Source organism: Chelativorans multitrophicus (assembly GCF_011317445.1).
Taxonomy (GTDB): Bacteria; Pseudomonadota; Alphaproteobacteria; order Rhizobiales; family Rhizobiaceae; genus Chelativorans; species Chelativorans multitrophicus.
Window position 1 is genome coordinate 188749 of record NZ_JAAAPL010000001.1, and the last position, 24729, is coordinate 213477.

The window sequence follows — 24729 nt, forward strand, 5'->3', positions numbered from 1 at the left end:
CTACTCCACCACCTTCGGCACGAGGAAAAAGTGCTCCTCGGTCTGAGGCGCATTTGCGACGATATCCTCGGCCTTGCTCCCGTCCGTCACCTCATCGACCCGCATCTTCATGGTCGTGGGGATAACGGAGGTCATCGGCTCGACACCCGTAACGTCCACCTCGTTCAACTGCTCGACAAAGCCGAGGATGGCGTTGAGCTCGCCGGTCATGCGGCTTGCATCTTCCTCGTCCACGGCGATCCTCGCCAGCCGGGCCACACGTTTCACGGTGTCGATGTCGACGGACATGCCTTCTTCCTTGCACGGGAAATCCTTGGCACAGGGCTATAGTCGCGCCCGGCGCCATGCGCAACAGCTTCGCGGCATTCGCTCTGCTATAGATCAACCTCCTGGCCGGGGGGCGGCGTCAACACCTTCGTCTCAGCGCCTTCCATGCCCTCGATGAACTTCTCGGCGGTCTGATCGATGATCGGAAAGGTCCCATAGTGGCAGGGGATGACAGCCTCGAAGCGGAAGAAGCGGCGGCAGGCGAGCGCCGCGACGGCGCCGCCCATCGTGTAGCGGTCGCCGATGGGCACAAGGCCGATCTGCGGCTGGTGGAGCTCCTCGATGAGGGCCATATCGCCGAAAATATCGGTATCCCCCATGTGATAGACGGTCTTGTCGCTCGGGAAATGCAGCACGAGGCCGTGAGGATTGCCGAGATAAATGTTGCTGCCGTCCTTGGTGAAGGAGGACGAGTGCAGCGCGTTCACGAAGGTTGTGGTGAACCCGCCGCAATCCACAGTGCCGCCGTGATTGCCGGGGTTGATCCTGCTGCCCTCAACGCCTTGAGCGCCGTAATAGCTGCTGATCTCGGCATTTGCGACCAGCATGGCTCCTGTCTTCTTCAGGATGTCCAGCGTGTCTCCCAAGTGGTCGCCGTGGCCGTGGGTCAGAAGAACGTGCGTGACGCCCTCGGCGGGTCCTTCCCAGCCCTCTTTCCAAGTGGGATTGCCGGAAAGGAAAGGATCGATGAGGATTTTGGCGCCGCCCGCCTCAATCCTGAAAGCGGAATGGCCATACCAGGTTATTTTCATGCCGGGACTCCTCGATGGTTTGCGCAAAGGATAAAACGGGAAGAGATCGTGTCAAATCAGGGATACCGGCGTGAGCGTTGTTTCCATTGAGGAACTGGAAAAGGCCAGGGCCTATGGCCGGCCGCTCGCTGGGCTCGACCTCGGCACGAAAACGATCGGCGTTGCGATTTCCGATCTTGGCCTTTCCTTCGCCACGCCGCGCGCGTATCTCCCGCGCAAGAAGTTTCAGGAGGATGCGAAGGCGCTCCTTCATCTTCTTTCCCGCGAGAATGCCGGCGGCGTCATTGTCGGCCTGCCCATCAATATGGATGGCAGCGAGGGCCCCCGTGCCCAGTCCACGCGCGCCTTCGTGCGCAACCTCCAGCCATTGACAAAACTGCCCTTCGCCTTCTGGGACGAGCGTCTTTCCACGGTCGCGGCCGAGCGGGCACTGATCGAGATGGATGTCTCGCGGGCCAAACGCGCGCAACGCATCGATTCAGCGGCGGCGGCCTTCATCCTGCAGGGCGCGCTCGACCGCCTTCAGGCCTTGCGTGCGGACCCCGGCGGGTAGAAGCCAAGGCGCTCACATCGCCTCGGGGTAGAGCATATCCAGGATGGCTACCGCATCATATCGCGCATCGAGCATTCCGTAGGTGCCGCGCCATTGGCCGGCAAGTCGTGTCTCTATAAAGGCGTCAGCCACCTGCCCCGCTCCGAGCCGCTTCAGCTCGGCCGCTGCCGCAGCCAGGGCCAGTTGTTCCGTCAGGATCCGCCCTGCCCCTTCGTCGCTTTCGCACACGCGCATGGCCGCCGAGAGCACTTCGACCGTGCCGCTTCCCGCCGGGCCTAGATCCGCGGCCATTCCCTGAAGAACGTCGTCGAACAGCCCTGCATTGCGTGACAAGACACGCAGCACGTCCAGCGCCATCACATTGCCCGAACCTTCCCAGATCGCATTCACCGGTGCTTCGCGGTAATAGCGGGCGAGTGGCGCCTCCTCCACATAGCCGTTGCCGCCCAGGCATTCCATGGCCTCATAGATCACCGCGGGCGCGATCTTGCACACCCAGTATTTTGTGACCGGCGTCATCACGCGGGCATAGGCGGCCTCGGCACGGCCGTTCGCCGCCTCATCGAAGGAGCGCGCCAGCCGGAACGCAAGCGCGGTGGCGGCCGCCACATCGAGCGCGAGATCGGCCAACACCCGGTTCATCAACGGCTGCTCGAAGAGCGCCTTGCCGAAAACGCTGCGGTGCCGCGCGTGATGCACCGCCTCTGCGAGCGCCGCCCGCATCAGCCCTGAAGAGGCAAGCGCGCAGTCGAGCCGCGTCAGCGTGACCATGTCCATGATGGTGCGTATGCCCGCGCCGGGCTCGCCGACGAGATAGCCGAGCGCTCCCTCGAATTCGACCTCCGAGGAGGCGTTCGAACGGTTGCCGAGCTTGTCTTTCAGCCTTTGAAAACGAAAGCCGTTGGTCGCGCCGTCATCGGTGACCCTCGGCAGCAGAAAGCAGGAAAGGCCCTCCTCCGCCTGTGCCAGAACCAGGAATCCGTCGCTCATGGGCGCGGACATGAACCACTTGTGGCCGTTGAGACGATAAAGCCCTTCTCCGGCCGGTTCGGCTCTGGTCGTATTCGCGCGCACATCGGTGCCGCCCTGCTTTTCCGTCATGCCCATGCCGAGCGTGACGCCCTGCTTCTGGGCGGCGGGCCTGTTAGCGTTGTCATATTTGCGCGCGATCACACGTGGCGCCCAGGCGCGGAAAAGCGCCGGGTTTGACATGAGCGCGGCGAGAGCCGCACTCGTCATGGTCATCGGGCACAGATGGCCGCATTCCAGCTGCGCCGTCAGATAGAATCGCGCTGCCCGCGCCTGATGACGCTGGCCCTTCTCGTCCTCACCGTCCTCCCAGATGGAGGAATGGAGGCCCGCACTTGCGGACCGCCGCATCAAGGCGTGATAGGCGGGATGATATTCCACCTGATCCACGCGGAAGCCATATCGGTCATGGGTCTTGAGAACGGGGAGCTCGGTGTTTGCGAGCCGCGCCAGCTCTTGCGCTTCTTGCGTCCGCACGAAACGGCCGAGCTGCTCAACGTCCTTTCGGACGGGCTCGGAGAAACGCTCACAAAGCTGCACCAGCAAGGGATCGCCGCGCCACGCGTTCGTGCCGCTTATCGGCGGCGGCTGGTTCAGCACCTCTTCATTCTTCATGACACCTCCTCCGAGGCGGCGAACCCGGATGTTATGAAAGAAACGGCCGATTCTGATATATGGTCCATGTCAACAGAATGCCTTATCTCTTTTTCTTTCCCGCACAAAATGGCGGGAAGAAACTGCGCACAGGGTTTTCGGTGCTTGCGGCCCGGGCGCTGCGGGCCTATAGCAGCGCTTCAAGATGACTGACGCGCCGGGCTTTCCCCTCTTCCCTCACCCCCACCTCCTGGGCATCAAGGGCCTTTCGCCCGCCGATATCGAGCTCCTGCTCGAGCGGGCCGACGCTGCCGTTGCGATCTCGCGGCGGCCGGAAAAGAAGCTCGCCACCTTGCGCGGGCGCACCCAGATCAATCTCTTCTTTGAGGCATCCACCCGGACCCAGTCTTCCTTCGAGCTGGCGGGGAAGCGGCTTGGAGCCGATGTCATGAACATGTCGGTCGCAAGCTCCTCGACCAAAAAGGGCGAGACGCTTCTCGATACGGCGATGACGCTCAACGCCATGCGGCCTGATATCCTTGTGGTTCGCCATTCCGCGGCGGGCGCGGCGGCGCTGCTTGCGCAGAAGGTAGGCTGCTCGGTGGTGAATGCTGGCGACGGCGCGCATGAACACCCCACGCAGGCCCTTCTCGACGCGCTCACCATACGCCGCAAGAAAGGCAGCATCGCTGGGCTCGTCGTCGCGATCTGCGGTGACGTTCTCCACTCGCGCGTCGCGCGATCAAACATCCTTCTTCTCAACGCGCTCGGCGCGCGTGTGCGCGTCATTGCCCCTTCCACCCTTCTGCCCTCCGGCATCGGCCAGATGGGGGTCGAGCCCTTCACGAAAATGGGCGAAGGGCTTGCCGGGGCCGATGTTGTGATGATGCTGAGGCTCCAGCGCGAGCGCATGGCCGGCACCTTCGTGCCTTCCGTGCGGGAATATTTCCGCTTCTTCGGCCTCGATGCCGAAAAGCTCAAAGCCGCCAAGGAGGATGCGCTGGTCATGCATCCCGGACCGATGAACCGCGGAGTCGAGATCGCTTCGGAAGTGGCTGACGGTCCGCAAAGCGTGATCCAGGAACAGGTGGAGATGGGCGTTGCCGTACGCATGGCGGTGATGGAAGCCCTGCTCGATCCGCGCCGCAACGGGGACGGAGCATGAGCGTCACCGTCTTCACCAACGCACGCCTGGTCGACCCCTCGCGCGGTCTCGACGAAATCGGCACGCTGATCGTCGATGGCGAAAACATCGTCGCCTCCGGCGCGTCCGCACAAAATCAGGGACATCCCGACGGCGCCTCGGTGGTCAACTGCGGCGGCAAGGCCATTCTCCCCGGTCTTGTTGATTCTCGCGTCTTCATCGGCGAACCCGGTGCGGAGCACCGCGAGACCATCGCCTCGGCGGGCCGCGCAGCCGCGGCGGGCGGCGTAACCTCCATCATCATGATGCCGGACACCTCGCCCGTGATCGATGATGTGGCGCTGGTGGAATTCGTGCTGCGGACCGCGCGGGAGACATCCTGTGTCAATATTTTCCCCGCCGCCGCCATCACGAAGGGGCTGGCGGGACACGAAATGAGCGAGTTTGGCCTGCTGCGCGATGCCGGCGCGGTAATGGTCACTGAAGGCCGCCACACGATCGCAGATTCCCTCGTCATGCGCCGGGCGCTTACTTATGCGCGCGACATGGACATGGTGATTTCCCATTCGACGCAGGACCCGGATCTCGGCTCCTCTGGCGTCATGAACGAAGGATTGCTTGCAAGTTGGCTGGGCCTTCCCGGCATTCCTCGCGAGGCCGAGGCCATTCCGCTGAGCCGTGACCTGATGCTGGCCGCCCTCACCCAGAGCCGCTATCACGCCGCCGAGATTTCGACCGCCATGTCGTCGGCGGCGGTCAAACGCGCAAAGGACGAGGGCACGCGGGCCACGGCTGGGGTCAGCATCAACAATCTCTGCCTGAACGAGAACGATGTGGGCGAATACCGGACCTTCTTCCGGCTCTCGCCTCCGCTACGCTGCGAAGAAGATCGCCTGGCGATGGTCGAAGCCGTCAAGGACGGGACCATCGACGTGATCCATTCGGCTCACGACCCGCAGGACGTGGACACGAAGCGTCTTCCTTTTTCCGACGCCGCGGTCGGTGCAATCGGGCTCGAAACTTTTCTTTCGGCCGCCTTGCGGCTCTACCATTCCGGCGATGTGCCGCTTCTTCGCCTTGTCGAGGCGCTGTCTACTGCACCCGCCCGCCTCTTCGGCCTGCCGGGGGGAAGTTTGAAGCCGGGTGCGCCGGCCGATCTCATTCTTGTCGACCTCGATGCGCCATGGATCGTGCGAGAGGAAAATATCCGCTCGCTCTCGAAGAACACCTCCTTCGAGGAGGCGCGGATGCAAGGCCGAGTATTGCAAACCATGGTTGCAGGCTCCACAGTATTCACAACCTGATTCTGGGGAGGGCGAATGGATATGACGGGCTGGTCGGCTTCGCTGCCACTATTATTGGCCGCGGTTCTTTGGGGTTATCTTCTCGGCTCAATCCCCTTCGGCGTCATCATCACACGCGCGGCGGGTCTTGGAGATGTCCGCAAGATCGGGTCCGGCAATATTGGGGCGACCAATGTGCTTCGAACGGGCCGGAAGGGCCTCGCCGCGCTTACGCTTCTCCTCGACGCCCTCAAGGGGACCGCAGCCGTGCTGCTGGCGGGCGTTTACGGCCAGGAAGCCGCGGTCGCGGCCGGTTTAGGCGCTTTTCTCGGCCACCTCTTTCCCGTCTGGATCGGCTTTAGGGGCGGCAAAGGCGTCGCGACTTATCTCGGTGTGCTCGTCGCGATTGCCTGGCCGGGAGCGCTGGTCTTTGCTATCGCCTGGCTTCTGATTGCCTTCGTCACCCGCTATTCGTCGCTCGCCGCCCTGGTGGCGGCGATTTGCGTGCCGCTCGCGCTTTACCTGATGGGGTATTTGCTGCCCGCGCAGCTTTTCACCGTCCTCAGCCTTCTCGTCTTTCTGAAGCACCGGGCCAATATCCAGCGGCTGATACAGGGGAACGAATCGCGCATCGGAGCGAAGGGATGACCGCTGCGCCGCCGGCGGGCGGCCCGAAACTGGATGACCGGCAGCGCCAGGCCTGGCTGCGCCTCATCCGCACGGAGAATGTCGGGCCTGCCACCTTCCGGATGCTGATCAACCGGTTCGGTTCGGCTGAGGAGGCATTGAAAGCACTGCCCGAGCTTGCCCGCCGCGGCGGCGCGCGGCAGGTCAGGATCCGCTCGGAAGAGGAAATCGACGCGGAAATCGCGGCAGCGGCCCGCATGGGCGCGCAATTCATCGCGCTTGGCGAAGCCCACTATCCCCCGCTTCTGGCGGCTGTCGACAATCCTCCGCCGATCATCGCCGCGAAGGGGCATCTCAATCTGCTGCGCCAGCCGATGCTCGCCATCGTCGGTGCCCGCAACGCCTCGCTCGCCGCCGTCAAGCTGGCGCAGCGCATGGCGATCGAGCTCGGCCGCGCCGGCTATGTCATCGCCTCGGGGCTCGCACGCGGGATCGATGCCGCCGCCCATCAGGGAAGCCTAGAGACGGGCACTGTGGCGGTTCTCGCCGGCGGCCTTGACCGCCCCTACCCGCCCGAGAACGACGGGCTTTTCCGCGCGATCGGGGAACGCGGCGTGGTGCTGACGGAAATGCCGTTCGGCTGGGCGCCGCGAGCACGGGATTTTCCCCGTCGCAACCGCCTCGTCGCCGGCGTTTCCTATGGGCTCCTGGTGGTGGAGGCGGCACACCGCTCCGGATCTCTGATCAGCGCGCGGCTCGCCAACGAGATGGGGCGGCTCGTCTTTGCCATCCCCGGCTCGCCCCTCGATCCCCGTGCGGCGGGCACCAACAAACTTCTGAAGGAAGGCGCCATCCTCGTTACCGAGAGCGGGGACATACTGACCGCCGTCGCGCCGCTCATCGGCAGATTGCCGCCGTCGACGGCGGACCTGGAAGAAACGCCCGATCTTTCTGCTACCCCCGATCCCGGTGAGAACGAGCGGAGCCTTATTCTCCAAGCGTTGGGCGCCGCTCCCGTCGCCGTGGATGAGATTATCCATCACACCGGCTTGCCCGCGGCGCAGGTTCTCCTCGTTCTGCTGGAACTGGACCTTGCCGGCAGGCTCGAACGCCATGCCGGAGGCAAGGTCTCGCTTCTACCGCCGGAGTCTTGAACCGTCCGCGCTTAAAGAAGGCTCCTGGCTGGCCCGAAGCAGGTCACCGGTCTCTATCGTTGCCATCTCGATGAGATAGCCAAGCAACTCGCAATCCTGCTGCCGTGCCAAAAGGCAGAGCTGTTCCAGTATCTCCTGTATATATTCCAACGTTTCGGCCCGTTGGTTTGTATGCGACGGTCCCATGCGGTCTCGCTCCTTTTCGCTTACTCGCAATGGGCTGCCCCACCCCATCGGGATTTGTGACACCACCCCTTCATCTCCGTCCGTGCTCCCCAGTCGCTCGCCTTTTATTCAAGGCGAGCACATCCGGCCGTTATGTTGAAATAAAGGGCTGGAAGGCCATGCAGCCCGATTGACACCGCCGGTGCCGAATATCGCAATTTCACCGGGGGGCCTTGACCGCAGCGACAAGCGCGGCCATGTCACGTGCTGCCGGATCGCCGTATTCGGGGCCAACCGCGGCGCAGACCGCGGCATTTAACCAAGGTATTGCCAGCGAAATGGATGTCGTCGTCGTCGAATCGCCTGCAAAGGCGAAAACTATCAACAAATATCTGGGGAAGGATTACAAGGTCCTGGCTTCCTTCGGCCATGTCCGCGATCTCCCGGCTAAGGATGGCTCCGTCCGCCCGGAAGAAGACTTCGCCATGTCCTGGGAGGTCGACAGCCCCTCGGCCAAGAGGCTTGCCGACATTGCAAAGGCGGTCAAGGACGCCGACGGCCTGATCCTCGCCACCGACCCCGACCGCGAAGGCGAAGCCATCTCCTGGCATGTTCTGGAAGTTCTGCGCCAGAAGCGGGCGCTCAAGGACAAGCCGGTCCGCCGCGTGGTCTTCAACGCCATCACCAAGAAAGCGATCCTCGACGCGATGGCCTCCCCGCGCGAGGTCGACGCTTCGCTGGTAGACGCCTATCTCGCCCGTCGCGCGCTCGATTACCTCGTGGGCTTCACGCTTTCTCCGGTCCTCTGGCGCAAGCTGCCGGGCGCCCGCTCGGCCGGCCGCGTCCAGTCCGTGGCGCTGCGCCTCGTTTGCGACCGCGAGGCGGAGATCGAGCGCTTCGTGCGCGAGGATTACTGGCAGATCGCCGCCCTTCTCGACACGCCGCGTGGCGATAGCTTCGAGGCCCGGCTTACCACGCTGGACGGCAAGAGGCTGCAGAAGCTCGACATCAAAAGTCAGGAAGAAGCGGACTCGATCAAGGCGCTGCTCGACGGTGCGGCCTATCGGGTGCTTTCGGTCGAGGCGAAGCCGACGCGCCGCAACCCTGGCCCGCCGTTCACAACATCCACGCTGCAGCAGGCCGCCTCCTCACGGCTGAGCTTTTCTGCCTCGCGCACCATGCAGGTCGCCCAGCGGCTCTATGAAGGCGTCGAGATCGGCGGGGAAACCACCGGCCTCATCACCTATATGCGTACGGATGGGGTGCAGATGGCGCCCGAGGCCATCGAAGCGGCCCGTTCCGCCGTATCCAACACTTTCGGCCCGCGATACCTGCCCGAAAAGCCGCGCCATTATTCGAGCAAGGCCAAGAACGCGCAGGAAGCGCACGAGGCGATCCGCCCGACCGACTTCTCCCGCACGCCGGACGAGGTGCGCAAATACCTCGATTCCGACCAGGCCAGGCTTTACGAGATGATCTGGAAGCGCGCCATCGCCAGCCAGATGGAGGCGGCGGAGATCGAGCGGACCACTGTCGAGATCGAGGCTTCGGGCGCTGGCCGCGCGGCGGGACTACGGGCGGTGGGCTCCGTCGTCCGCTTTGACGGCTTTCTTGCGGCCTATGCCGAGGTGAAGGACGAGGACTCCCAGGACGAGGAGGACCGTCGCCTTCCGGAGATCAACAGCGGCGAGGCGCTGAAGCGCAACTCGGTCAATGTCACCAAGCACACAACCGAGCCGCCGCCGCGCTATTCGGAAGCTTCGCTTATCAAGAAGCTCGAGGAACTCGGCATCGGCCGGCCCTCCACCTATGCGGCTATCCTGAAGACGCTGGACGATCGCGGCTATGTCTCCAATGAGAGGCGCAAGCTCGTACCGCAGGCCAAGGGCCGTATCGTTACGGCTTTCCTTGAGAACTTCTTCCGCCGTTATGTGGAATATGATTTCACGGCCGACCTTGAGGAAAAGCTGGATGAAATCTCGGACGGTAAGCTTTCGTGGAAACAGGTGTTGCGCGATTTCTGGAAGGACTTTTCCGCCGCCGTCGGGGATATCAAGGAGCTGCGCGTTACCGATGTGCTCGACGCCCTGAACGAGGAACTGGCGCCGCTCGTCTTTCCGACGCGTGAGGATGGTGGCGATCCGCGCATCTGCCCCAAATGCGGAGCCGGCAAGCTTTCACTGAAGCTTGGACGATACGGTGCCTTTGTCGGCTGTTCCAACTACCCGGAATGCGACTATACGCGCCAGCTTGGCGAGAACCCGGCGGAAAATGGCGAGGCGGAAGCAGGCCTCAATGGGAACAAGGTGCTGGGCACCGATCCCTTCACCGGCGAAGAGATCACGCTGCGGTCCGGCCGCTTCGGGCCTTACGTCCAAAGGGGCGAAGGGAAAGACGCCAAGCGAGCGGGCCTGCCCAAAGGCTGGACGCCTGAAGATCTCGACCATGAGAAGGCCATCGCCCTGCTTTCACTGCCGCGGGATGTCGGCAAGCATCCGGAAACCGGCAAGATGATTTCCGCCGGCATCGGCCGCTATGGGCCTTTCCTGCTGCATGACGGTACATATGCGAATCTGGAGACGGTCGAAGATGTGTTCTCGGTCGGCCTCAACCGCGCTGTTTCGCTGCTGGCCGAAAAGCAGGCGAAGACCAACGGCGCCCGCGCAAAACCGGCCGCTTTGAAGGAGCTCGGGGAACATCCGGACGGTGGAGTGATTACCGTGCGTGACGGCCGCTTCGGGCCCTATGTCAATGTCGGCAAGGTGAACGCTACTTTGCCCAAGGGCAAGGATCCGATGTCTTTGACCCGCGAGGAGGCGCTGGAACTCCTCGCTGCCAAGGCGGGAAAGACGGGCAAGAAGCCGGCGAAAAGCAAGGCGAGGAGCTGACGGATTTGGCGCGCAAGAACTCGAAAGCGGCAGGAGGGGAAGGTGCTTCCGCCAATCCTCACCTGCCTTCGCGCGAAGAGATCCTGCGCTTCGTCAGCGAAAATCCCGACCAGGCCGGAAAGCGCGAGATCGCCAAGGCATTTTCGCTGAAGGGCGGCGACCGCATCTGGCTAAAGGAGATGCTGAGGGACATGCAAAATGACGGGCTTCTGAAACAGAAGCGCCGTCGGCTCTCCCGGCCGGGCTCCCTTCCCCCGATGGTCGTCCTCGACATTTTCTCGCGGGATGCGGAAGGAGGGCTCCTGGCGCGGCCGGCTGAACTGGAGGATGAGGACGGTCCCATCCCGCTCGTTTCCATCCGCCCGCAGCGGGGCGGCCGCTCCCCCGCAGCCGGCGTGGGCGACCGTGTGCTCGCCCGCGTGTTTGCGAGCAAGGAGGAAGGCGGCCCGGCCTATACCGGCCGGGTGGTCAAGCTTTTCGAAAAGCGCCGGCGGGCAGTGCTCGGGGTCTTCCGTGAAATGCCTGATGGTACCCTCCGCATAGAGCCGGTGGAGCGCCGCCAGCCCGAGCTGGTCGTGGATGAGGCTTCCCGCAAGGGCGCGAAAAGTGGCGATCTCGTAGAGGTGGAGCCGCTATCGCAAGGGCGCTACGGCCTGCCGCGCGCGAGGGTGCTGGAGGTGGTGGGGTCAATCACGACGGAAAAGGCGGTCTCGATGATCGCCATCCATGCCCACGAGATCCCCCACATTTTTCCGGAAAGCGTGGTGAAAGAGGCCGAAAGCGTCAAGCCGGCCACGCTTGAAGGACGTGAGGATTGGCGCAAGCTGCCGCTTGTGACCATCGATCCGGCCGACGCCAAGGACCATGACGATGCGGTCTATGCCGAGGCCGACACGGATGAGAAGAATCCGGGCGGCGTGGTGGTAACCGTCGCGATCGCCGACGTTGCCTGCTATGTGCGGCCCGACTCCGCGCTCGACCGCGAGGCGCTTAACAGGGGAAATTCGGTTTATTTCCCCGACCGCGTCGTGCCGATGCTGCCCGAGCGCATATCGAACGACCTGTGCTCGCTGCGCGAAGGGGAAGCCAGGCCCGCGCTTGCCGTGCGCATGCGCTTTACCTCGGGCGGCCGCAAGATCGGGCACTCTTTTCATCGTGTCATGATGCGCTCCGCGGCGCGCCTTTCCTACGAACAGGCCCAGGCGGCGATCGACGGACGGCCGGATGACAAGACAGGGCCGCTGCTTGAACCGGTGCTTCGCCCGCTCTGGAATGCCTATTCGGTGCTCAAGCGCGGCAGGGAAGCGCGCGAGCCGCTGGAACTGGACCTGCCTGAACGGAAAATCATCCTGAAGCCCGATGGCACGGTGGATCGCGTGGTGGTGCCGCCGCGCCTCGATGCGCACAAGCTCATCGAAGAGTTCATGATCCAGGCGAATGTGGCGGCGGCTGAAACACTGGAATCGGTCCGCCAGCCGCTCGTCTACCGCGTTCACGACGCCCCTTCCCTTGCAAAGCAGGAATCGCTGCGCGAGTTCCTTGGCTCCCTGGAAATCTCGCTGGCGCATGGAGCGGCGTTGAGGCCGGCGCAGTTCAACCGCATCCTCGCGCATGTGGCGGGCACTGAGCAGGAGCAGCTCGTCAACGAGGTGGTGCTGCGCTCGCAAAGCCAGGCGATCTATGCCCGCGAGAATATCGGCCATTTCGGGCTCAACCTGCGCCGCTATGCGCATTTCACCTCGCCGATCCGCCGTTACGCGGACCTCATCGTGCATCGGGCTTTGATCACGGCGATGAATTTCGGGCCGGACGGCTTGAGGGAGGCGGACGAGGAGCGGCTGGAGGAAGTTTCCGCTCTCATCTCGGCGACCGAACGACGCGCCATGGCAGCCGAGCGGGAGACGGTGGACCGCCTTATCGCCGAGCATCTGGCGGGCCGCATCAACGAGGAATTTTCCGCGCGGATTTCGGGCGTCACCAAGGCCGGGCTCTTCGTGCTCCTGCCTCAATACGGCGCGGACGGCTTCGTTCCCGTTTCGTCGCTGGGGGACGACTACTATATCTTTGACGAGGTGCGCCATGCGCTCGTCGGGCAGCGCAGTGGGTGCGGCTATCAGCTCGGCGACAGCGTGGATGTTCGTCTGCTAGAAGTAGCACCGCTTGCGGGTGCCATGCGCTTTGAAGTCCTGACCAGCCCCACCCGCCTGCCCGGTTCCTCCAAATCTTTCCATAAGGCGAGACGCGGATCGGCCCGGAACCAGAAACGCCCAAGCCGCTCCACGGTTAGGGGCAGGAGACGATGATGGAAGAACAGGTTTTCGGCGGCGGCGCCCATGCGAAACAGCACGATCGGTCTGTTGTCCGCGCCATGTGGCGCGGGTTCCAGGGCAAATGCCCCCATTGCGGCAAGGGGCGCCTCTTCCGCTCCTTCCTCAAGACGGTGGATCGCTGCTCCGAATGCGGCGAGGAGATGATCCACCACCGTGCGGACGACCTGCCAGCCTATCTGGTGATCGTCATCGTCGGTCATGTGGTCGTGGGGGCATTCATGGGTGTCGAGGCGGCGACCGAATGGCCGCTTTGGCTGCATCTCGCCATTTGGGCGCCGATCACCGTCATCATGTCGCTGCTGTTGCTCGGCCCCGTCAAGGGTGCCGTTGTCGGCCTGCAATGGGCCTTGAGAATGCACGGCTTCGGCGAAGAGAAGGAAATTCTCGAAACAAAGCCCGAAATCTAGGCTGCGGCGCCATGCAGCGAATGGAAGATCTAACAAGGGCCGAGGTGGACGCGGCTGAAGCCATAGGAACGGCACCTCGCGCCAAGCCGTTGCGTCCGCGCGATGCGGCCACCTTGATCCTTATCGATCGGCGAGGCAGCAAATACCTCGTCCTCATGGGCAGACGCCACCGGCGCCACAAATTCATGCCAGGCCGCTTTGTCTTCCCTGGCGGGCGGACCGATCCGGCCGATGGCCGAATCGCGGTCGCAAGCGGCCTTCATCCGGAAGAGGAGGTCAAGCTCATCAGTGTGTCGTCCCGTGCGACGGCCACGCGAGCCAAGGCCATCGCGCTCTCGGCCATTCGCGAGACCTATGAGGAGGCGGGGCTGCTCATAGGGCAGGAAGCGCCTTTCTCTTCCAGAAGCCCGCATTGGCAAGGCTTCGTTGCGAACGGAGTCTGCCCTTCACTCGATGGCCTTCGTTTCATCGCCCGTGCAATCACGCCACCTGGACGCGTGCGTCGCTTCGACACGCGCTTTCTCGCCGCCTGGCGTCACCATGTGGCCGTCGAGCTTGCCGAAAGCCCGACGGATGAGCTGGAGGAAATCGCCTGGGTTCCCATTCGTGAGGCGATGCAGCTCGAAATCCCGAACATCACCCGAACCGTTCTCGACGATCTGGAAAAACGGCTCGCGGCCGACCCGCAGCTTTCGCCAGGTGCCGGCGTGCCGTTCTATTTTGTCCGCGGCAAACGCGTTGAGAGGCTTATACTTTGACGGTCCTTGCCGTTCATCGTCCGCGATGACGGCGCCGGACTTGACTTTTGACGTGCGGCCGTTATGTCTGCCGCCAGTTTTTCAAAGCGCCCTGCCGCGACAGCCGTCAGGCCGCCGATCATCACCAGAAACGGAAAAGTGACATGGCCAAGGCCACGACCATCAAGATCAAGCTCCTGTCGACGGCCGATACCGGCTTCTTCTACGTGACCAAGAAGAATAGCCGCACGATGACGGACAAGATGACCAAGCGCAAATACGATCCGATCGCGCGCAAGCACGTCGAGTTCAAAGAAACGAAGATCAAGTAAGCTTCGTTTTTCTGCGCGTCGAGCGGCGCCCTCGGGGCGCCGTTTTTGTTATCAGGATTTTCCGGGTGCAACCCGATCTTTCCGGCAGTTGCTTCGAAGCAAGATTGAAAAGATGAGAGGGCAGATTGGCGCGCTGTTGGGGGCCGGCTGGCAACTGGCTGCGGTACGAGGAGGCCACTAACACCAGCACCAACCGGCCAACCCCACGGACCCAGGAGATGCGGCGGACCTGAGCATCATGGGGTATTTGAGCGGCAACCGTACATTATGTCCAGCCACCCACCAGTGGTTGCGAGATTTACGCAACTTTTAACGAAAATCAACAGTAACTTAACCTTGGCCGGGATTTGTTTCACGTTAAGGTAAACGGCCTCCCTACAGCCTTCGCCTGAAACGCGAGTTGGCGGATTGGCTCGACAGTCAAGGTCGGCTTTCGGAGAGCATGGTGTAAGGCCGGCGCAGCGCGATGCTGGACATCAGCCAGCCGGCCGACAAAGTGGCGCCCGCCGGAAACGTGGGGGCTGTTTGACCCAGTTCCATCGGGCTTTGGCTCGACAATACGCCGATAAGTGCCCCCTCGCCAAATCCCTGGCCTTGAGCCAAACCGGCTTCGGCAAAATGGTTCAATACAGATGTGAAAAGCTCCAAAGGACGCCGCGGCGCTTCAGGGGCTTCATCTCGGAAACTTGGCCGCTGACGCCGACGCATTTCGGCTTGATTTGCCAGCCCGCAATGCCGTTAAGAACCGGCGCGGTTATGGATCAGGCAGCCGGTGCGACCACCCGATTGCGACCGCTCGACTTCGCCTCATAAAGCGCCATATCAGCGCGCTTCATCAGCGCCTCCACGGTATCCTGCGGCTGGAGAAGCGCCGCCACCCCTATGCTGACCGTGACAGAAATGGCACCGGCTGAATCGCCCAGCAAAAAAGCGCCTTCGGCGATCTGCTGCCTGATGCGCTCGCCGACGCGCTCTGCGATCGAAAGTTCCGTTTCCGGCATCACAACCACGAATTCTTCACCGCCGTAACGGCACACGAGATCGATCCCACGCAGGCTCCGGCGCAGCCGCGCGGCCACCGCGCGCAATACCGCGTCACCGCCATCATGTCCGTAGGTGTCGTTGATTGACTTGAAGCGGTCGATATCGACGATCATGACCGAAAGCGGACGGCGCCTGGCCTCCGCGCGGTCGAAAAGGCTCTGAAGGTGACTATCAAGATACCGCCGGTTATGAAGGCCGGTCAGCGGATCGGTGATCGCCATTTCCACAGTCTGGGCGACACTGGAGCGCAGGCTGTCATTGTATCGCTTGCGGCGGATCTGCGTGCGCAGCCGCGCGATCAGTTCCTGCCGTTCCACCGGGCGCAGCACATAATCATTCACCGCCAGTTCGAGCCCGCGAATGATCACTGTCTCATCGCCCTCGCCCGCAAAGAGGATGATGGGAACGAGCCGCGTGCGGTCCATCGCCCTTAGCTGCGAGCACAGCCGCAGCGGGTCATAGGCAACAAAGCTGCTCGATACGATGATGCACTCGTAAGACCTTTCGGCGGCGCGAACCAAGCCTTCCTGCGGGTCGTCGACGGCATCCAGCGCAAAATGATCCTGCAGCATTCTGGCAAGCTGCCTGCCGGCAGCTTTATCCTCATCGATGAGGAGCACCGAAGGCTTTTCCTCGTCATCGACACTCTTCTTCTGCAGCAGCTGCTCAATGCCGATGTTGCGCGTCGTAGCCGCGCGCAGCCTGAGCTCGTCCGTCAATGCCTTGAGCCTGGTTAGGCTCTTTACACGCGTCAGAAGCTGCAGGTCGTTGACTGGCTTCGTCAGAAAATCATCGGCTCCGGCCTCCAAGCCGCGGACGCGATCCGACGGCTGGTCGAGCGCGGTGATCATGATCACGGGGATATGCGTCGTGAGCGGATCGGCTTTCAAGCGCCGGCAGACCTCGAAGCCGTCCATTCCCGGCATCATCACGTCCAGGAGCACAACGTCGATCTTGCTTGATTCGCAGATATCGATGGCGTCCGGTCCCGAACGGGCGGTCACCACGTCGTAATATTCGGCGAGGAGCCGTGCCTCCAGCAGGCGCAGATTGGCAGGAACATCATCCACCACAAGGATACGGGCAGTCATAGCGCTCGGTCGCTCTCGCTGGAATAAGTCTGGGCGCGCATCAGGCGTCCCCGAGATAGGATTTGATTGTCTCGATAAAGCTCTGCACCGAGATCGGCTTGGAAATATAGGCTTCGCATCCCCCCTGGCGTATGCGCTCCTCGTCTCCCTTCATGGCAAAGGCGGTCACCGCGATCACCGGGATGGAGTGCAACTCGTCATCCTCCTTCAGCCATTTCGTGACTTCGAGCCCGGAGACCTCGGGCAACTGGATATCCATCAAGATGAGATCCGGCCGGTGCCGGCGGGCAAGGTCCAACGCCTGCAGCCCGTCGCGCGTGCGTACGGTTTCGTAGCCGCTGGCCTCGATGAGGTCGCGGAAGAGCTTCATATTGAGCTCGTTGTCCTCGACGATCATGACTTTTTTCGGCATCGATACCCCACGACGATAACCGCCCCGGAGGAAGCTCCGGAATGGCCCTTTATAGGGTGTTTTGGCACAATTTGCTTTACGAATGAAAAAATTATCGCGCTCAAATTCCATCGATGTTCCATAGGCCTTCCGAGCCGCACCCACTTGGCGGAATTGGCATCCTCATAGACACTGCCGAGCCGCCATTTCGCGGGCTTCACCCAAACTCGGCGCCGCTATTTGGTGCCGATGACATCCATGCGCGAGGACGCGCGTGGACCGGATCAAAAATCCCGGTTAAACACGTTCCACCCCGACCGAATTGCCGACTTGCGCCGAAGGAGAGTTTTATGAGTCCCGAGCAAGCCGAAACCATTGCCGTTCAGGCGCTGACCTTCATTGCCGGTGACCCGCAGCTTCTGCCGCGCTTTCTTGCGATCACCGGCATCGAAGCGAACCAGATCCGTGAAGCCGCGCAAGAACCGGGTTTCCTCGCCGGCGTTCTCCAATTCGTGATGGCACATGAACCCACCCTTGCCGCTTTCAGCGAAGCGAAGGGCTTTGAACCCCGGGATGTGAGCACTGCTTTAAGGACCCTCCCCTTTGGCGAGGAGCGCTGGGACATTCAGCCATAATCCCACCGCGGGGGCATCGGATCCCGCGGCCGAGCGCACCGCGCGCGAGCAGGCCATCAAACGCACCTCCAACCATCGTGCTTCCATTTCTTCCCGCCTCTGCCAATTCTGTTTAAAATGCGATGCGCATCAGCGGCCGCCCCGCCTTGCGTTCCACGATGGTGGTGAACCCCGCCTTCTCGAATACACGCTGCGAGCCGACACAAAGCCCGACCGACCGCGAATCCTTCGATTCCCGTATCGGACAGGCTTCCAAGAGCCGCGCTCCGTTTGCGCGGGCATAGTCCACCCCTGCCCTCACGAGCTGGTGGGTTAGACCGCGCCGGCGGGCGGCTGTGCGGATAAAGAAACAGGATATGGCCCAGACCGACGGATCGTCGGCCGGCGCATCCTCCGCGGGCGCTGAGACACGGCCGCCGTTGTTCCATTCGGGTATATCGAGGCGTGGCCCAATTTGCATCCAGCCATCCGCCCTTTCCGCCTCGAAGAGCAGCAGCCCGGGCGGCGGGCCGGCCTCCACCCGCGCCCGCATATGATCTTTCTTCCGCTCGCCCGTGTTCTGGCGCCGCGATGCCGGCGGCAGGCGGTAATGGGTGCACCAGCAGCCGTAGCAGGCGCCCTGCTTCCCAAACAGATCCTCGAATGCCGGCCAGAGATCCGGCACCAACGGGACGATGGTGACCGTCACGTTTCTCTCCACCGCTTGTATGGCAATGCGCATTGTTCTATGATTTTGTTCTTCTTATGTTCCCATAATGATCCATGGCTGTCAACGCTCCTCTGCAAAGCCTCTGCCGCGATTGCCTTACCGGTGCCGGAGTTGGCGAGCGGCGCTGCAAGGCGTGCGGCAGCCCTCGCATGGTGCGGCACGAGGAGCTTTGCAGCCTTTCAATCGCCCATGTCGACTGCGACGCGTTCTATGCCGCGGTCGAGAAGCGAGACAATCAGGAGTTGCGCGACAAGCCAGTGATCATCGGTGGCGGCAAGCGCGGCGTGGTTTCTACCGCGTGCTACATCGCCCGCATTCATGGCGTGCGCTCGGCCATGCCCATGTTCAAAGCGCTGGAGGCATGTCCTCACGCGATTGTCATCAAGCCGGACATGGAAAAATATGTGCGCGTGGGACGAGAGGTCCGCGAAATGATGCAGGCGCTCACCCCTATGGTGGAGCCGCTGTCGATCGATGAGGCCTTCCTCGACCTCGCAGGCACCGAGCGGCTGCATGGCGCCTTGCCCGCTTTCGTGCTGGCGCGTTTCGCCAGGGAAGTGGAACGGGAGATCGGAATCACCGTCTCGGTCGGCCTATCCTATTGCAAATTCCTGGCGAAGGTCGCCTCCGATCTCGACAAGCCGCGCGGCTTTTCCGTCATCGGCCGGGCGGAAGCGCTCTCCTTCCTCGCCGGGCAGCCGGTCACCACGATCTGGGGCGTCGGCAAGGCCTTCGCGGCCACGCTTGCCGCCGATGGCATCCGCACCATCGGCCAGTTGCAGCACATGGAACGCGGCGATCTCATGCGCCGCTACGGCATCATGGGCGACCGGCTCTACCGGCTCTCGCGCGGCGAAGATGCGCGAGCCGTTCAGCCGCGCAACGAGGCAAAGAGCGTTTCGTCCGAAACCACCTTTGACAAAGATATCTCTTCTTTCGAGGAGTTGGTGCCGGTTCTTCGAGCATTAAGTGAACGTGTTTCCACGCGGCTAAAGAAGGCGGGCATCGCAGGACGGACCGTGGTTCTGAAGCTGAAAACGGCTGATTTCCGCATCCGTACGCGCAACCGGCAGCTTGCCGATCCCACTCGTCTTGCCGACCGGATCTTTTCCACGGGATTGGACATGCTCAAGCGCGAGGCGGACGGCACGTTCTTCCGCCTGATCGGCATCGGCGTCAGCGATCTGACGGACGCCGCCAAAGCCGACCCGCCGGACCTTGTCGACCGCCTTTCCCATAAGCGGGCGCTGGCAGAGGGCGCGATCGATGCGCTCAGGGCGAAGTTTGGAAATCAGGCGGTCGAGATGGGCTACACCTTCGGCCGCTTCCGCCGTTCGCGGCCGGAGCCGGAAATCGAGGAGTGACCGCCCGGGCGGAAGGACCTTAGTTGACGAGCGTTGCTCGGCTGCATGACGCTCCATTCACGCGGATATCGGCCTCGCCCAGACGGACGCCGAGCGCCGTCAAAACATTGAAGAGGATCGGATCGATGACGCTACCGAAGCCCGCAAGCGTCTGGGAGAGGCCTGTCAGAACCGGGTCGATGACACCGCCTAGAATCTTCGGTTCCGTATTGAACTTGAGATTGCCGAGAAGCGACGAGAATAACGGGCCGGCAAGGGTCGTGGAATAGGCCGTCTTCAGAACGCGTCCTTCGATCTCCCGCTTATCGAAGATCAAGGTTTGTGCAGTTTCGTCCGCCGTCTGAAGGTGTGCCCTCCCCTTGACCGCTATAGTTGGCAGGAGCGGCAGGTTGACCGTCGCCAACTGCACCTCCTGTACCGTTGGTTTGCGGTCGAACCTCTTGAGCTGCGATGGGTCGACCTGGCCAATCCAGGCTTCAAGGATGCCGGGGCGCGCATCGATCGCGACGCGCGAAACGCCGCCTGGAGAACATGTCACCTCGCGCAGTTTGGCTTCGGCGAAGGCAAGCTCCAGATAGAGCGGCAATTTGGCGTTCGCCAATCCCGGAAGACTGACGCTAAGCTCGAGATAGAGCCGTGTCTGCGCCGTCCGCACGAGGGTTCCCGCTTCTCCCACCGCAAACCAGGGCGTGTTCAGCGGCGGCTCACCGATCGCGATCTTTACGGAGGCGCCAGCCACGTTCAAGAACGCTCCGAGCTGGACATTCACCTGCTCGTTTCGATTCGCCACCGCGGTTGCAGCGCTCACCAGGTCCAGGATACCGATCACGGCCTCGATTCCCGGCGCTTGCTCGCCAATTGCCAGCCGCCCGAGATTTCCGAGATCGAGCAGATATGAGAGCGGCACCTTGAGGCTGCCGGTCCTGGTGCCGCTTGCAAGCTGCAGCACGAACTGACGCGCCGCGCTGTGGCTCGTGCTGGCGGCGACCGCGCGCAGCACTTGTCCCAGCGTCACCTCGGCCGCGAGCACATCGTCATAGGTTCCGGCAGTCAGACCGATTTCCGTTGCAAGTTCCTCGAGAAAGGTGAGCGCCTGGATATCGGCGTTCGCCAGCGCCTCGTAATCCATCAATTTGAGGTTCAGTTTCACGCCCAGCAATTCACCGAGGACCGGGTTCAGGATCGACGTCTCCGTGTTGGCGCTCAACAGGCGCGATCCGATCGAAAATGCCGCTTCGGCCCTTGCCGCGGCGATGCCCGTGGTCGTTATGACCGGCGGCTCGAAGAAGCCTGCGCCGAAATACAGCTTTCCCTTTTTTCGGAAGGTCACGCGCACGGCGTTGGCGGGCTCGGCCCCCGGCGTGAATCGCCATGGCGATTCCGTTGAGGGATCTGCGCTATATCGGCCGGGTTCAACGAGCATTTGTGCACCCGTCCCTGCCGCCATCGGTGTGGACAGTGTTGCCCGATCGATCAGTTGCACGTTCCCTTGCCTGTTATCGGCCATGGTCAAAGCCGCTGCGGCGTTTGCACGAGAGATGTTTGCCACCGCAGTAACGGCTGCCAGGTCCGTCAGGGCCTGCGCTTCCCTGCGCTCAAGGTAGAGAGAGCCCTGGTCGACGCCGAAAACCGCCCCAAGAAGCATTACGGGAAAAAGAAGCCCGGCCATGACGGCCACATTTCCGGAGCGATCCCTCAGGGCTTGGACAGCCCTGCCGGCAATCCTGGCCATCATCAAATGCCTCCGACCCTGATTGTCGATGTTCGCGACATCTGCTTGCCGGGCAAAGGCAAATCTTTAAACAAGGTCCAGATTGGCAGGTCTTTCGCGTCGTAGCGCAGGCGGACGACAAATTGCGTGCCGGTTGGATTGCTGACGGTCTCCACGTCGAGCTTGCGCGGATCGATGAAAGCATAGCCGCTTGCATTCTCGTCGAGAAAACGCGCGACGAGGTCTGTCCGCTCGGCATCATTGAGCCCGGCAAGGGAGGCCCGGGCTGCATCCGCAGCCAACTGCTGCAGCGAGTGCATGGCCCCAAAATAGATGCCGTATGCGATCATCCCCGTAAAGAGGAGGACGAGGACCGGAGCGACCAGCGCAAACTCCACGGCCGCCGAACCTCGACAGTTCCGGCCAAGATCGGTTGCCGGACCTCTCCAGGCCAAGCCTGCCGGCCGGCAGTCGCGAGGATCGCCTATATCTTTTCCCGGCGCAGACTCTTGCGCTCTTCTGGAAAGAGTGCCCCTAAAACAGCCCCACATTTCTGACCTCCCCAAGGTCGGCGGACAGATAACCCGCTTTCTGGAGCTTAACAGTCACGTTCAACTGAAATATTAACACTGCCGCAGCAGATGGAGCTCACGCGAATGCCTGGGGCAGGCTGCGGGCGGTCAAAAGCAACCTTTGACGGCATCGCTCCAGTTGCAATTGATCAGATTTAGCTTTGAATGCCTTCGCCGGCGCCGCTTATAAAGCGTGGTGCGGACGGCGGGAATCGAACCCGCACGGGCGAAGCCCGAGGGATTTTAAGTCCCTTGCGTCTACCAGTTCCGCCACGTCCGCGCGGCCCGTTTCTCGGTGCTTCGGAGGGAAACGTCAATCATTCTTTTTTATCGCCCGACACGGAATCTCATCCCCCACAGAAAAAAGCGGCGCGGATGTCAGCCGCGCCGTAGCATAGTTGCATTCAGCAAAGTGCAGGAAGCGGGCGGAGGCGCCCGCTTCGGCACAATCAACGTACAAGCTTGGCTGTAATCTCCGCCAGCCTTTTGCCCTGGAATCTCGCGCCTTCCAGCTCCTGTGCGGAGGGCATGCGCGAGCCGTCTGTGTCGCTGGTTGTCGTCATGCCGTACGGAGCGCCGCCCCGAACCGTGTCATTGCCCGACTGTCCCTGATAGGCATAGGAAAGCGGAACGATAATCATGCCATGATGCTGCAGCGCGAGCTGGGTCGAGGCGAGCGCGATTTCGGCTCCGCCATGCTGGGTGGCTGTCGAAACCATCACCGTCGCCGGCTTGTTGACCAGTTTTCCCGCGGCCCAAAGCGGCCCCGTTTGATCGAGGAAGTTCTTCAGCTGCGACGACATCATGCCATAGCGGGTGGAAACACCGAAGATGAAACCGTCATAATCGGCAAGCTCCAGAGGGGTAGCGATCTGGGCTTCCTGCTCCAGCTTGTAGTGCGCTTTCCTCGCGACTTCCTCGGGCACGAGCTCGGGAACGCGCTTGATGGTCACATTGGCACCGGCTTCACCGGCGCCTCTGGCAGCAGCCATCGCCATGGCTTCCATGTGGCCCCAGCTGGAGTAGTAAAGAACGAGGATCTTAGCCATACTGATTAGCTCCTGAATAATTGGCGTAACATCGCCTTCGTCCTTTGAATTAGTCGGTGCTCAGAGAAATTAAACGCCTTCGATCCGGACACAGTGTTCACTATCCATTGCCGAGCGAAATGCTCGCGGCTACCTGGCGGGCGTGAAAGAAAGGGAAACCATGGGTGAGATTGTCACGGCCGCAATGACCGTCATCGGCGACGAGATTCTTTCAGGCCGCACGAGGGACAGCAATATCGGCCATCTGGCGGACAGGATGACGGCCGTCGGGATCGACCTTCGGGAAGTGCGCATCGTTCCAGACGAGCAGGCCGCCATCGTCGAGGCCGTCAATGTGCTGCGCGGCCGCTGCACTTATGTCTTCACCACCGGCGGCATCGGCCCCACCCATGACGACATCACCGCCGACGCGATCTCCGCCGCCTTCGGCGTTCCCTGCGAATATGACGATCAGGCTCTTCGGCTGCTGGGCGAATACTACGCATCGCGCGGCATCGAGTTCTCGGAAGCGCGTAAGCGCATGGCGCGCATGCCTCGCGGCGCAGCACACATCCACAATCCGGTGTCCGTGGCACCCGGTTTCTCGATCGGCAACGTCTTCGTGATGGCCGGCGTCCCGTCGGTCTTCCAGGCGATGCTTGAAAATGTCATTCCGACGCTCAGAACCGGCGCCAAGCTTCTCTCTGTCTCCGTGCCCTCCCCCCTTCCCGAAGGCACCATCGGCGGGCCATTGGGAGAGATCCAGAAGGCCCATCCCGACACGATTATCGGCTCATATCCCCGATATATAGAAGGCAAATTCTGGACGGAGCTGGTGATACGCTCGCGTTCCGAGGAAGCTCTCCAGGCAGCCAAATCCTCCGTCGAGGAGATGATCGAGCGCCTCTTGCAACGCAATTGAGACCTGCCCATTCTCTCTTTGCGGGCGAGGCAGAGCAAAGGAGGCTTCGATGACCTACAAGACGATGCTTGTGATTCTGCAGAACCGCACGGATGCTCCGCGGGTTCTGGACTTCGCCCTGCCTATGGCGGCGCGTCACGGTAGCCATGTGATCGGCCTTCATGCCGAGGCGATCCCCATGCCCGTCGTCTCGCCGCTTGGCGGTTCCATCGTCGAGATGACCCCCGCTTTCCAGGAGGATGCGCTGGAGCGTCACAAGGAGCTGAAGACATTCTTCCGCGAGCGTGCGGAGGCTGAGGGCGTAGCCTATGAATGGCGCAGCTTCGATAATGTCTCCGGCGATTCGGCCGTTTCGGGCATCGAGAGCGCGCGGACGGCTGATCTGGTGATCGCGCAGCAGAACGATCCCAATGCCGAATCGGTGCGCATGTCCGACGTGGAGACCCTTCTTTTCAACACCGGCCGCCCGCTGCTTCTCGTCCCCTACACTTTTTCCGGCCGCTCAAGTCCGTTCGGCCAGGTTCTATTGGCGTGGAACGGCAGCAAGGAGGCCGCACGTGCCGCTTTTGACGCTCTGCCGCTGATGAGGGAGGCCGGCAAGGTCGAGGTGCTCAGCGTCGATGCGCGCGATACCATGGACCAGGATGCGGCGATGGCGGGGTCGGCCATTGCACAGGCGCTGGCGCGGCATGGGATCGATGTGACGCTCAAGGCCGAGCCTTCGGACGGGCGTTCGCACGGGGATGTCATCGCCAACCGCCTTGCCGAATCAGGCGCCGATCTCCTGGTTATGGGGGCGTTCGGCCGCTCGCGCCTTAGCGAGTTCGTCTTCGGTGGAGTGACGCGCGGCACGCTCCGGTCTATGGTCACACCGACGCTGTTGTCGCATTGAGCAAGGATGACGGCATTCCTATACTCAAATTCCTTCGTTGATGAAGCA

The 24729-nt window shown here is 62.2% G+C and carries 24 protein-coding genes and 1 tRNA gene; 14 read left to right on the plus strand and 11 right to left on the minus strand.

What is annotated here, in order from left to right:
• Both gatC and GNP00_RS00880 read right to left on the minus strand, forming a co-directional pair.
• Window positions 1–288 (minus strand): Asp-tRNA(Asn)/Glu-tRNA(Gln) amidotransferase subunit GatC, encoded by a 288-nt coding sequence (gatC, locus tag GNP00_RS00875; RefSeq protein WP_011580702.1) that lies wholly within the window; start codon window positions 286–288, stop codon window positions 1–3.
• An 86-nt stretch (window positions 289–374) separates the two neighbouring features.
• Window positions 375–1079, minus strand: a complete 705-nt coding sequence (locus GNP00_RS00880) for a metal-dependent hydrolase (RefSeq protein WP_011580701.1) — start codon at window positions 1077–1079, stop codon at window positions 375–377.
• Between the two features lie 70 nt (window positions 1080–1149).
• On the opposite strand from GNP00_RS00880, the gene ruvX reads away from it, so the two are divergent.
• Window positions 1150–1632, plus strand: coding sequence for a Holliday junction resolvase RuvX (gene ruvX, locus GNP00_RS00885; protein WP_011580700.1), 483 nt, complete (start codon window positions 1150–1152; stop codon window positions 1630–1632).
• A gap of 12 nt (window positions 1633–1644) precedes the next feature.
• Here ruvX and GNP00_RS00890 read toward each other — a convergent pair whose 3' ends face one another.
• Window positions 1645–3276, minus strand: coding sequence for an acyl-CoA dehydrogenase family protein (locus GNP00_RS00890; RefSeq protein ID WP_011580699.1), 1632 nt, complete (start codon window positions 3274–3276; stop codon window positions 1645–1647).
• 184 nt (window positions 3277–3460) lie between these two features.
• On the opposite strand from GNP00_RS00890, the gene GNP00_RS00895 reads away from it, so the two are divergent.
• The 9 genes from GNP00_RS00895 to rpmG all read left to right on the plus strand — a co-directional run bounded on the left by GNP00_RS00895 (window position 3461) and on the right by rpmG (window position 14322).
• Complete coding sequence (locus GNP00_RS00895; protein ID WP_011580698.1) at window positions 3461–4420, plus strand: aspartate carbamoyltransferase catalytic subunit; 960 nt, start codon at window positions 3461–3463, stop codon at window positions 4418–4420.
• The gene (locus GNP00_RS00900; RefSeq protein ID WP_011580697.1) at window positions 4417–5703 is read left to right on the plus strand and encodes a dihydroorotase; all 1287 of its coding nucleotides are present in this window, start codon (window positions 4417–4419) and stop codon (window positions 5701–5703) included. The genes GNP00_RS00895 and GNP00_RS00900 overlap by 4 nt, the downstream gene beginning before the upstream one ends.
• Before the next feature lie 21 nt (window positions 5704–5724).
• Window positions 5725–6330 (plus strand): glycerol-3-phosphate 1-O-acyltransferase PlsY, encoded by a 606-nt coding sequence (plsY, locus tag GNP00_RS00905; protein ID WP_157038189.1) that lies wholly within the window; start codon window positions 5725–5727, stop codon window positions 6328–6330.
• Window positions 6327–7463: a DNA-processing protein DprA gene (dprA, locus tag GNP00_RS00910; RefSeq protein ID WP_011580695.1), complete on the plus strand. Its 1137-nt coding sequence runs from the start codon at window positions 6327–6329 to the stop codon at window positions 7461–7463. The genes plsY and dprA overlap by 4 nt, the downstream gene beginning before the upstream one ends.
• Window positions 7464–7966: 503 nt before the next feature.
• Entirely contained in the window at window positions 7967–10516 is a 2550-nt protein-coding gene (gene topA, locus GNP00_RS00915) for a type I DNA topoisomerase (RefSeq protein ID WP_166015993.1), read from the plus strand.
• Window positions 10517–10521: 5 nt separating this feature from the next.
• Window positions 10522–12819, plus strand: a complete 2298-nt coding sequence (gene rnr / locus GNP00_RS00920; protein ID WP_011580692.1) for a ribonuclease R — start codon at window positions 10522–10524, stop codon at window positions 12817–12819.
• Window positions 12819–13253: a DUF983 domain-containing protein gene (locus tag GNP00_RS00925; protein WP_041544652.1), complete on the plus strand. Its 435-nt coding sequence runs from the start codon at window positions 12819–12821 to the stop codon at window positions 13251–13253. The genes rnr and GNP00_RS00925 overlap by 1 nt, the downstream gene beginning before the upstream one ends.
• A gap of 20 nt (window positions 13254–13273) precedes the next feature.
• Window positions 13274–14011 carry an NUDIX hydrolase gene (locus tag GNP00_RS00930; protein WP_041544651.1) on the plus strand — a complete coding sequence of 246 codons (738 nt, stop codon included), beginning with the start codon at window positions 13274–13276 and terminating at the stop codon, window positions 14009–14011.
• Window positions 14012–14154: 143 nt separating this feature from the next.
• On the plus strand, window positions 14155–14322 hold the full coding sequence (gene rpmG, locus GNP00_RS00935; protein WP_011580689.1) for a 50S ribosomal protein L33: 168 nt from the start codon (window positions 14155–14157) through the stop codon (window positions 14320–14322).
• Window positions 14323–14742: 420 nt separating this feature from the next.
• On the opposite strand, the gene GNP00_RS00940 is transcribed toward rpmG, so the two are convergent.
• The 3 genes from GNP00_RS00940 to GNP00_RS00950 all read right to left on the minus strand — a co-directional run bounded on the left by GNP00_RS00940 (window position 14743) and on the right by GNP00_RS00950 (window position 16869).
• Window positions 14743–14970 carry a hypothetical protein gene (locus GNP00_RS00940; protein ID WP_157038049.1) on the minus strand — a complete coding sequence of 76 codons (228 nt, stop codon included), beginning with the start codon at window positions 14968–14970 and terminating at the stop codon, window positions 14743–14745.
• 113 nt (window positions 14971–15083) lie between these two features.
• Window positions 15084–16457 carry a PleD family two-component system response regulator gene (locus GNP00_RS00945; protein WP_011580687.1) on the minus strand — a complete coding sequence of 458 codons (1374 nt, stop codon included), beginning with the start codon at window positions 16455–16457 and terminating at the stop codon, window positions 15084–15086.
• A gap of 40 nt (window positions 16458–16497) precedes the next feature.
• The gene (locus tag GNP00_RS00950) at window positions 16498–16869 is read right to left on the minus strand and encodes a response regulator (protein ID WP_011580686.1); all 372 of its coding nucleotides are present in this window, start codon (window positions 16867–16869) and stop codon (window positions 16498–16500) included.
• Window positions 16870–17198: 329 nt separating this feature from the next.
• On the opposite strand from GNP00_RS00950, the gene GNP00_RS00955 reads away from it, so the two are divergent.
• Window positions 17199–17483, plus strand: a complete 285-nt coding sequence (locus GNP00_RS00955; protein WP_011580685.1) for a DUF3572 domain-containing protein — start codon at window positions 17199–17201, stop codon at window positions 17481–17483.
• 112 nt (window positions 17484–17595) lie between these two features.
• On the opposite strand, the gene GNP00_RS00960 is transcribed toward GNP00_RS00955, so the two are convergent.
• The gene (locus GNP00_RS00960) at window positions 17596–18171 is read right to left on the minus strand and encodes a GNAT family N-acetyltransferase (RefSeq protein ID WP_041545272.1); all 576 of its coding nucleotides are present in this window, start codon (window positions 18169–18171) and stop codon (window positions 17596–17598) included.
• Window positions 18172–18245: 74 nt separating this feature from the next.
• Between GNP00_RS00960 and GNP00_RS00965 the strand changes: the two genes are divergently transcribed.
• Window positions 18246–19556, plus strand: a complete 1311-nt coding sequence (locus GNP00_RS00965; RefSeq protein WP_011580683.1) for a DNA polymerase IV — start codon at window positions 18246–18248, stop codon at window positions 19554–19556.
• 19 nt (window positions 19557–19575) lie between these two features.
• Here the strand turns inward: GNP00_RS00965 and GNP00_RS00970 are convergent, their stop codons facing one another.
• The 4 genes from GNP00_RS00970 to wrbA form a co-directional block, all read right to left on the minus strand.
• Window positions 19576–21291 carry a TadG family pilus assembly protein gene (locus GNP00_RS00970; RefSeq protein ID WP_011580682.1) on the minus strand — a complete coding sequence of 572 codons (1716 nt, stop codon included), beginning with the start codon at window positions 21289–21291 and terminating at the stop codon, window positions 19576–19578.
• Window positions 21291–21665 (minus strand): TadE family protein, encoded by a 375-nt coding sequence (locus GNP00_RS23225; RefSeq protein ID WP_343034320.1) that lies wholly within the window; start codon window positions 21663–21665, stop codon window positions 21291–21293. The genes GNP00_RS00970 and GNP00_RS23225 overlap by 1 nt, the downstream gene beginning before the upstream one ends.
• A gap of 368 nt (window positions 21666–22033) precedes the next feature.
• A tRNA-Leu gene (locus GNP00_RS00980) sits at window positions 22034–22119 on the minus strand.
• A gap of 169 nt (window positions 22120–22288) precedes the next feature.
• Entirely contained in the window at window positions 22289–22888 is a 600-nt protein-coding gene (gene wrbA / locus GNP00_RS00985; RefSeq protein ID WP_011580680.1) for an NAD(P)H:quinone oxidoreductase, read from the minus strand.
• Between the two features lie 160 nt (window positions 22889–23048).
• On the opposite strand from wrbA, the gene GNP00_RS00990 reads away from it, so the two are divergent.
• Both GNP00_RS00990 and GNP00_RS00995 read left to right on the plus strand, forming a co-directional pair.
• A complete protein-coding gene (locus GNP00_RS00990; protein WP_011580679.1) occupies window positions 23049–23789 on the plus strand; it encodes a competence/damage-inducible protein A in 741 nt (246 codons plus the stop codon).
• Window positions 23790–23838: 49 nt separating this feature from the next.
• A complete protein-coding gene (locus GNP00_RS00995; protein ID WP_011580678.1) occupies window positions 23839–24681 on the plus strand; it encodes a universal stress protein in 843 nt (280 codons plus the stop codon).
• The last annotated feature ends 48 nt before the right edge of the window (window positions 24682–24729 follow it).

Excerpts from the sequence above, each read along its gene's own strand:
- gatC (WP_011580702.1), bottom strand. The coding sequence starts at position 288 with ATGTCCGTCGACATCGACACCGTGAAACGTGTGGCCCGGCTGGCGAGG.
- GNP00_RS00880 (WP_011580701.1), bottom strand. The coding sequence starts at position 1,079 with ATGAAAATAACCTGGTATGGCCATTCCGCTTTCAGGATTGAGGCGGGC.
- GNP00_RS00890 (WP_011580699.1), bottom strand. The coding sequence starts at position 3,276 with ATGAAGAATGAAGAGGTGCTGAACCAGCCGCCGCCGATAAGCGGCACG.
- GNP00_RS00895 (WP_011580698.1), top strand. The coding sequence starts at position 3,461 with ATGACTGACGCGCCGGGCTTTCCCCTCTTCCCTCACCCCCACCTCCTG.
- GNP00_RS00900 (WP_011580697.1), top strand. The coding sequence starts at position 4,417 with ATGAGCGTCACCGTCTTCACCAACGCACGCCTGGTCGACCCCTCGCGC.
- plsY (WP_157038189.1), top strand. The coding sequence starts at position 5,725 with ATGACGGGCTGGTCGGCTTCGCTGCCACTATTATTGGCCGCGGTTCTT.
- dprA (WP_011580695.1), top strand. The coding sequence starts at position 6,327 with ATGACCGCTGCGCCGCCGGCGGGCGGCCCGAAACTGGATGACCGGCAG.
- topA (WP_166015993.1), top strand. The coding sequence starts at position 7,967 with ATGGATGTCGTCGTCGTCGAATCGCCTGCAAAGGCGAAAACTATCAAC.
- GNP00_RS00925 (WP_041544652.1), top strand. The coding sequence starts at position 12,819 with ATGGAAGAACAGGTTTTCGGCGGCGGCGCCCATGCGAAACAGCACGAT.
- GNP00_RS00930 (WP_041544651.1), top strand. The coding sequence starts at position 13,274 with ATGGAAGATCTAACAAGGGCCGAGGTGGACGCGGCTGAAGCCATAGGA.
- rpmG (WP_011580689.1), top strand. The coding sequence starts at position 14,155 with ATGGCCAAGGCCACGACCATCAAGATCAAGCTCCTGTCGACGGCCGAT.
- GNP00_RS00945 (WP_011580687.1), bottom strand. The coding sequence starts at position 16,457 with ATGACTGCCCGTATCCTTGTGGTGGATGATGTTCCTGCCAATCTGCGC.
- GNP00_RS00950 (WP_011580686.1), bottom strand. The coding sequence starts at position 16,869 with ATGCCGAAAAAAGTCATGATCGTCGAGGACAACGAGCTCAATATGAAG.
- GNP00_RS00955 (WP_011580685.1), top strand. The coding sequence starts at position 17,199 with ATGAGTCCCGAGCAAGCCGAAACCATTGCCGTTCAGGCGCTGACCTTC.
- GNP00_RS00965 (WP_011580683.1), top strand. The coding sequence starts at position 18,246 with ATGGCTGTCAACGCTCCTCTGCAAAGCCTCTGCCGCGATTGCCTTACC.
- GNP00_RS00970 (WP_011580682.1), bottom strand. The coding sequence starts at position 21,291 with ATGATGGCCAGGATTGCCGGCAGGGCTGTCCAAGCCCTGAGGGATCGC.
- wrbA (WP_011580680.1), bottom strand. The coding sequence starts at position 22,888 with ATGGCTAAGATCCTCGTTCTTTACTACTCCAGCTGGGGCCACATGGAA.
- GNP00_RS00990 (WP_011580679.1), top strand. The coding sequence starts at position 23,049 with ATGGGTGAGATTGTCACGGCCGCAATGACCGTCATCGGCGACGAGATT.
- GNP00_RS00995 (WP_011580678.1), top strand. The coding sequence starts at position 23,839 with ATGACCTACAAGACGATGCTTGTGATTCTGCAGAACCGCACGGATGCT.